General features: G+C 67.1%; 5 protein-coding genes. All 5 read right to left on the reverse strand.

Translation table 11 applies throughout. From position 1 onward, the window contains the following. Positions 1–2,503 (reverse strand): hypothetical protein (locus FDZ70_04680; GenBank protein ID TLM78035.1); only part of this gene is annotated, 2,503 nt, incomplete at its 3' end. 96 nt (positions 2,504–2,599) lie between these two features. Next, on the reverse strand, positions 2,600–3,754 hold the full coding sequence (locus FDZ70_04685) for a Fic family protein (GenBank protein ID TLM78036.1): 1,155 nt from the start codon (positions 3,752–3,754) through the stop codon (positions 2,600–2,602). Positions 3,755–4,073: 319 nt separating this feature from the next. Continuing rightward, on the reverse strand, positions 4,074–4,949 hold the full coding sequence (locus FDZ70_04690; protein TLM78037.1) for a hypothetical protein: 876 nt from the start codon (positions 4,947–4,949) through the stop codon (positions 4,074–4,076). Beyond that, complete coding sequence (locus FDZ70_04695) at positions 4,950–5,975, reverse strand: hypothetical protein (GenBank protein TLM78038.1); 1,026 nt, start codon at positions 5,973–5,975, stop codon at positions 4,950–4,952. It lies immediately after the preceding gene. A gap of 100 nt (positions 5,976–6,075) precedes the next feature. After that, the gene (locus FDZ70_04700) at positions 6,076–6,936 is read right to left on the reverse strand and encodes a hypothetical protein (GenBank protein TLM78039.1); all 861 of its coding nucleotides are present in this window, start codon (positions 6,934–6,936) and stop codon (positions 6,076–6,078) included. Positions 6,937–7,091 lie beyond the last annotated feature (155 nt).

The following is a 7,091-nucleotide window of genomic DNA, read 5'->3' on the forward strand; positions in this document are numbered from 1 at the left end:
GCGTGCCCGACGACGGCACGAGCAGCACCGGCGCATCCCACGCGCCCGCGAGCGAGCCGGCGGCCAGCGCGTCGGGATAGTTCGCGCCGGTCGCGATCAGCACGGCGGCGCTCCCGGTCGGGAACGCGCTCGCCGAGACGAGCGCCGCGGTCCCGTAGCGGTCGACGCCGGCGAGCGCCTCGACGTCGACCGTCGGCGAGGACAGGTCCGTCGCCGTCAGGGTGTAGCCGCCGCCCGCCTCCCAGCGGTCCTGGTTCTTCACGTACACGCGGCCCGTGTAGTCGGCGGTCCACTCCATCCGCGAGGAGTAGTCGCCGCCGTCGACGTCGCGGTCATCGTTGCGCACGAACGGCTGGCCGGTGGTGCTCCTGTAGGCGTAGATGTAGGTGTCCGCCCCGTCCACCAAGTCTGTGGTCTCCACCGCGTAGGTGTGGCCGACGACCTGGTCGAAGTACGCGCAGTCCGACTCGCCGGCGGGCGCGGCGGTGTGCGTCGCCGGCACGCCGAGGGTGATCCGCCGCGCGGTCGGCAGGGTGTCGTCGGGCTCCCAGGCGTCGCGCGGCGCCGTGACGTCCTCGACCGTCAGCCGATAGTCGCCTCCGCCCCGCCAGACGTCCCGGTTCTCGATGTAGAGACGCTCGGTGCGCGTGGCCGTCCAGTAGATCTCCGAGGACAGGTCGCCGCCGTAGTAGTCGCGATCGTCGTGCTCAGCGAGCTTGTTGCCGTCCTCGTTCCGCAGGTACAGGTAGGTGTCGGCCGCGTCCGTGAGCTCGTCGGTGAAGAAGTGGTACGTGCTGCCGGCGGTCGCGTCGAGATACATGAAGTCCGACTCGCCGATCGGAGAGGCGGTGTGCGTCGTCGGCACACCGAGGGTGATGCCGCGCGCAGTCGGCATCGTGTCGTCGGGCTCCCACGAGTCGCCCGCCGGCGCGGTGATGTCGCTGACCATGATCCGGTAGGAGCCGCCCTCGCTCCAGAGGTCCTCGTTGCGGAAGTAGAAGGTGCCGCTCCCGGTCGCCGTCCAGGAGACCAGCGAGGACAGGTCGCCGTTGTCGTAGTCGACGTCGTCGCTGGCGGTGATCTCGGTGCTGCCGTCCGCCTCGAACAGCGTCACCACGGTATCCGCGCCCGCCATCAGCGCCATCGTCCGGATGCGGTAGCTGTGGCCCGCGACCGCGGTGAAGCTGTGCCAGTCCGCGTCGCCGAGCGGGTCGGCGGTGTGCGTGTACCCGACGTCGAACGCGGCGGGCGTGGCCTGCGCGAAGGTACCATCCGGCTCGTAGGCGTCCGCGCCGCTCGGCGGGCCGGCGAGCGCGGCATCGACCCGCAGCATCCCGTAGCCGAAGCTGTCGTCCTTGCCCGCCGCGCCGATGTCGTCGGCGGCCCCGTAGAGCACCTGCGCGACCTGATCGGCGGTCAGCGCCGGCATCTCCGAGCGCACGAGCGCCGCAGCGCCCGCCACGAACGGCGACGCCATGGAGGTGCCGTCCCAGTACTGGCCCTGCGTAGGCCACGGCAGCGTCGAGTAGACGTCCACGCCCGGCGCGGCGAGGTCGACCTCCGGCCCGCGGTTGGAGAAGCTCGCGAGGCCGTCGCTGCTGTTCGCGGCGCTCACGGTCACAACGCCGGCGAGCTTGCCCGGGTACGAGACGGTGGAGCCGTCGTTGCCTGCCGCAGCCACGACGAGCACGTCTCGCGGCTGCGACTGCGCGTATGCGACCGCGTCCGCAATCGCCTGGCTGTAGTAGCGCGAGCCGAGGGAGAGGTTGATCACGTCGGCCCCGTGGTCGGCCGCCCACTCGATGCCATCCGCGACCCCGGCGTTGCTGCCCGAGCCGGACTTGTCGAGCACCTTGACCGGCAGGATCGTGCACGCCGGCGCGACGCCGCAGCCCTCGACGCCGTTGTTGATGCCGCCCGCGGCGATGCCCGCCACGTGCGTGCCGTGGCCCTCGTCGTCGTCAGCGTTCCAGTCGCGGTTCACGAAGTCGTAGTCGTTCACGGTGTCGATGCGCCCCGCGAACTCGGGGTGCTCGAGGTCCACCCCGGTGTCGACGATCGCGATCTTGACGCCGGCGCCGCCGAGCGTGACGTCCCACGCCGCCGGCGCGCCGATGCGCGGCAGGCCCCACTGGTCCGCGTAGTGCGGGTCGGTCGGCGTGAGCGTCGCCCGGTACTCGATGACCGGCTCGACGTAGCGGACCCCGCGGACACGCCCGAGCCGCTCGCGCAGGCGACGCGCCGAGCGCGCATCCTTCGCGCGCACGAGAGCGCGCGTGCCCCGGGGCGAACGGCGCGCGACCGAACCGCCCTCGGCCACAGTCGCGGCGTCGACCGCTGCGGACGCCGTGCGCTCGAAGCCCACGACCAGCTCCGCGGCGTCCGGCTTGCCCGGCTCGACGGCGCTCGGCTTCGTGGACGCCGAGGCCGGCAGGGCCGGGACTGCGCCCGCCACCAGCGCGGCGGCGAGGACGGCCGCTGCGAAGCGCGTGCGTCGGGTCATGCGGACTCCTTGCGGCGTCGGAGGCGTGCGGACGAAGCGTAGCACCGCGGGGGGACGACGGGCGCGCAGGCGAGACGGGGGCCTTCAGAGCCGCCCCTAGCCCGCGCTCGGCAGCTCCCGTTCCAACACGTCCATGATCGGACGGCACTCGTAGATCCGTCCCCACGTCCGGCCCGTCACCTCGATCAACGCGCCTGCGGCAACCAGCCGCTCGACCGCCTTGCGAGCGGTGGGATCGCTCACTTTGAGCAGACGGGCGGCAGTGGCTACGTCGAGATACGGACTGAGGAACAACTCGTCGACGAGTGCCGTGGCCTTGGCGCTTCCCGAGACCGCCCGCAGGCGCTCGCGCACCTCCATGAGGTCGTACGCCTGCCTCACCGACCGGCGCGCGACCTCCTCGACCCCTCGCAGGAAGTACAGCAGCCAGCCCTTCCAGTCTCCATCGGTTCGCACGGCCTGCAGCGCGTCGTAGTACTCGCCGCGGTTCCTTTCGAAGAACGCCGAGAGGTAGAGCAGCGGCTGAGCCAGTCTGCCTCGCTCCACGAGGAAGAGCGTGATCAGCAAACGGCCTACCCGGCCGTTGCCGTCGAGAAACGGGTGGATCGCCTCGAACTGCTCGTGCATGAGCGCGCATTGCACGAGATCGGGCATGACGTCCCTCTCGTGGAGGAATCGCTCCCAGGCACCCAACGCCTCGATCATCTCATCGGGCGGCGGCGGAACGTACGCGGCTGTCTCTATCGTGCTCCCCGGTCGCCCGATCCAGTTCTGTGACCTCCGGAACTCCCCGGGAGTCGCGTGCGCACCGCGAGCTCCCTGCATGAGCGTCGCGTGCAGCTCGCGGACCAGCCGCAACGACAGCGGGAGCGAAGAGAGCCGCTCGAGACCCCGCTCCATCGCGCGGACGTAGTTACGCACCTCGCGCACATCTCCGGTCGCCGACTCGAGGTTCGGCTCCCGCAACTCATCGATGAGCACATCCGACAGGCTGGACCGCGTCCCCTCGATGCGCGACGACAGGACGGCCTCCTGGCGCAGCGAGGGGGAGATGAGCAGATGCGGGTTGGGGAGCTGGGCGCCGGCTCCCGAGAGTTCGCTCAGGGCCGCGTCGGCCCTCGACAGCGCGAGCACGAGATCGGCATCCCAATCGATCCGCGGGGGCAGAGGTGAAGGGACGAACGCGCGGTACCCGCCCTCGGCGCGGACGATCCGCCCCGCTTCGGGAGCGCGAAAGCGACTCGTGTCCATCGCAGCCCCTCTTCCAAAGCCAGCGCAACATTGCAAGTTCGTTGCCCGATTCTTTCAAAGCGTCGTGCGCTTTGCAAGCATCGCTCGAGTGGTGCGGCGAGCGCCTCAGGCGACGCGGCCCCATCGGGGCTCAGAACGCAAGAAGACCCCGCCAGCACTCGACGGGGTCTTCGGTGTTCGCATGGTGGCCAGAGACGGACTTGAACCGCCGACACGGGGATTTTCAGTCCCGATGATGGTGCACGTCAGGTACTCATGCGGGTATCGTTGTCATGCATGTGAGACGGCCGCCTGGGTCCCAGCTCTCGCGGATCGAAGACTACGAGTTGAGACCGGCGACGAACTCGGCTACCGCAGCGACAGCCTCTTTTCGCAGAACGGCCTCCTCTTCCTCATCGTCATCATCAAGCATGAACCTTGCGTAGTTGCCGGGCCCGTCCATGCTCGGCGCCTCAAAGTGACGGCGAAGAAGCTCAAGGCTCTCGCGCACGACCGTTTCAGCAATGATGGGGCTGAGTAGCGCCGACTCGGCTGCTGCCTGCGGACCGCCGGGCCAATTCCGCAGGACGAACACGATGTCGTACGCGTCCTTGAGCTTCTTCAGCGCCCGGTCATGCAGCGCGAAGCTCTTCAGCACCAAGAACGGGAGGATGTTCGCCACCCGAAGCGTGCCGAACGACTCGTTGCCGTCTGGAAGCAGTCCCTTGATCTCGCATTCGACGAAGTCCATGGCTACTAGGCTCGCGCCACGGGTCTCGAATGCCCCGAGCCCGGAGCCCGTCCCTAGGCCCGGGCGCACAATACGACCCGGCTCCTTCTCCCCCTGCTCAGTGAGGAACTCCACGACCACGGTCTTCCCGTCGATCCTGATGCACCAACGGAAGGAGACCGTCTTGCCCTCGGCGTCTTCGTACAACTCGAACCCGGCGGACTTGATGTTCGCGAGCAAGGTGTCGTACGGCTCCGCATCGTCTGCTGCGATGGCAATCCCGACCACCAAGTCAATGTCCGTCGTCCCAACGTGCGGCAGAGCGTACGCCGGAAGCTCCGGAATCAGGTAGCGGGGAACCAGACCTCCCGCCAAGTAGATCTTGCGATTCCACGGCCCAGCGCACTTGAGCAACGCCAACTGCGCCCGCTCGCAGAGGCCGGTGGTGTACTCGCTATAGTCAGACGCGCGCAGTGGCTCACTCATCTAGAGTCCCAGGACGGTGTCAAGGAGGAACCCGGCCTGCTCCTCCCCTCTTCGTGGATCCTCAAGGAGATCAGCGTACAGCCGCAGCGGGTTGGCGACTTCAACGTCCTCGATCATGCGGTGTCCGAAGAGCGCAGCATCGTTGCGTCCACGCAAGAACGTGACGTTTGCGCCCTTCTCGATGGGATCAGCGCCGACCGCGTCTAGGATTGCTGCGTCACTGGCCGCCGCGTTGACCCATACTTCGCAACGGCGAACATCCGTGACATGCGGAGCTACAAGCAACGCGCCACAGGCGCCCGTGACAGCATGGTCTATCCCAGCCTCGCGGAGTCTTCCGCTCAACCGACGCGCCAACTCAACAGGGCCTTGGGCAGCGAGGAAGACCCCCAGCGCTCTGGTACGCTCTGCCCTCGCTGCTTGCGCCCAATACTCGAGAAGTCGCCTCTTGTTCACAACGCGGCGGCGCTTCCTCGGGCCAGACCCCACAGCTTCGACCATGTCCAACTGCTCGAGCCGCTTGAAGCACGCCTGTGCCGTTCCTGCCGCGACTCCAGCGTCCGCCGCCAGTTCTGTGACTCGCCACCAGTCACGCGCGTCGAGCAGCAACTGCTGGGCTGCAACACCGGTCATGCCGCCAAGCCCTATGTTGGGATTGCGGTCCTTCTGCGTGGCGATCCTGCGATCCTGGCGAATCGCCACGAATGGCTCGTTGTTGCGAAACACAAACCTTCGATCATCGAGGTAGTTGGCGCCTCTCTCATGTAGGATCTCGAGGGCCCCGGTGGTGAAGTGGTCGGCGACGAAGGTTGCTGCGACGCACGGAGCGCTGGCTTGCCACTGCTGCGCCAGCGCGCTGCGCAGTTCCTGCGGACGTCCGTGACCTGCACTCACTGGACGTACAGCCAGCTCGACGTCCCTCGCGAGCCAGACGCGCACGCAGTCGAGATCAGCTGCAACGTCCTCGAAGCCAGCCTCACGAAAGGCAGCTTCAAGCTCTCTGGTTGTCTTCTTCGTCTTGGGCATCCTTATTCACCGTCTGTCCAATATTCATGTCGGACATGAATATGAAAGCTTCGCTGAATATTATTGGCCCCGCGGTCTCACGTCAAGCTGGACGCCCGCGCTACGAACGCCGCCCTGGAAGTTCATCCGGATCGGCGTCCGTATGCACCCAGACCGTCTCCTTCGCGGCGATTGCCTCGACCAGACGGAGCAGGTCCTCGCGCCAAGCATGACCTCCGCTGTGCACGAACTGCGCGTCAACGCCGTTCTTCTCGCTCCACTCCCTGAAGGCGCACCCGTCGCGATGCCAGTAGCCGCTCCACATGGACCAGACGAGCACGACGTTGGCAGCACCGACCTTGTCGAACACCTTCGTCGTGCCAAACCCGCCACGGACGCACATCACGTAGCGGCCAGGCTCCTGTGCCAGTTGATCCGTAGTGACCTTGCCTTCCGCGCTCATCTCACACACGAGATCCATCAGACCGGCGGCCTTCAGGCGATCCACTTGATGAGGCGCGAAGCTCACTCGAACCTCGTCCCACGTGAACTGAGGGATGTTGTCCGACAGGTTCTGCAGCTTCATCAGGACGTACGCCTGGTATGGGTCGATCACCAGCAAACGCCCCGTCTGCTTCGCGGCTCGGAAGCACGAGACCAGACGGTCAACGTTCTGGCCAGATGCGGCGACTGCAAGAAGGCTGTCCGGCTTCTCGCGGGCTAGGTCGACGAGACGCACTTCCACATCGGGCTCCGACGCCAGGCCGTGGGTGGATGCCGACAGTCCTAGTGTCGTTCCCTCGACGAGCAGCCAGTCCACTCCGCGCAGTCGTTCATCGGCCAGCATCTTCTCGAATCGGAACGCCGTGCGGCCATGCGCCCGCAAGTCCCCCGTGTAGAGCAATCGCTGCCCATCAGCCTCAACCAAGATCGCCCGGGAATCGGGTGCAGCGTGATCGACCGGTATGGCGGTCCCCCCCACCCCGTCCCTCTCCTCCCCCTTGTCCCTCGGGAGCCTCCCCTCGTCGGGGTGGACCACCCACCTTTGTGTGATCACCTTTCCCTCTTCCTGGGTGGGTCCCGTGCCCTTCCTGCTGTTCACCTGTCTTTTCGGTCGAGCCTTGGTCTCCACTCTGT

The sequence above is a fragment of the Actinomycetota bacterium genome, from assembly GCA_005774595.1.
Classification (GTDB): domain Bacteria; phylum Actinomycetota; class Coriobacteriia; order Anaerosomatales; family D1FN1-002; genus D1FN1-002.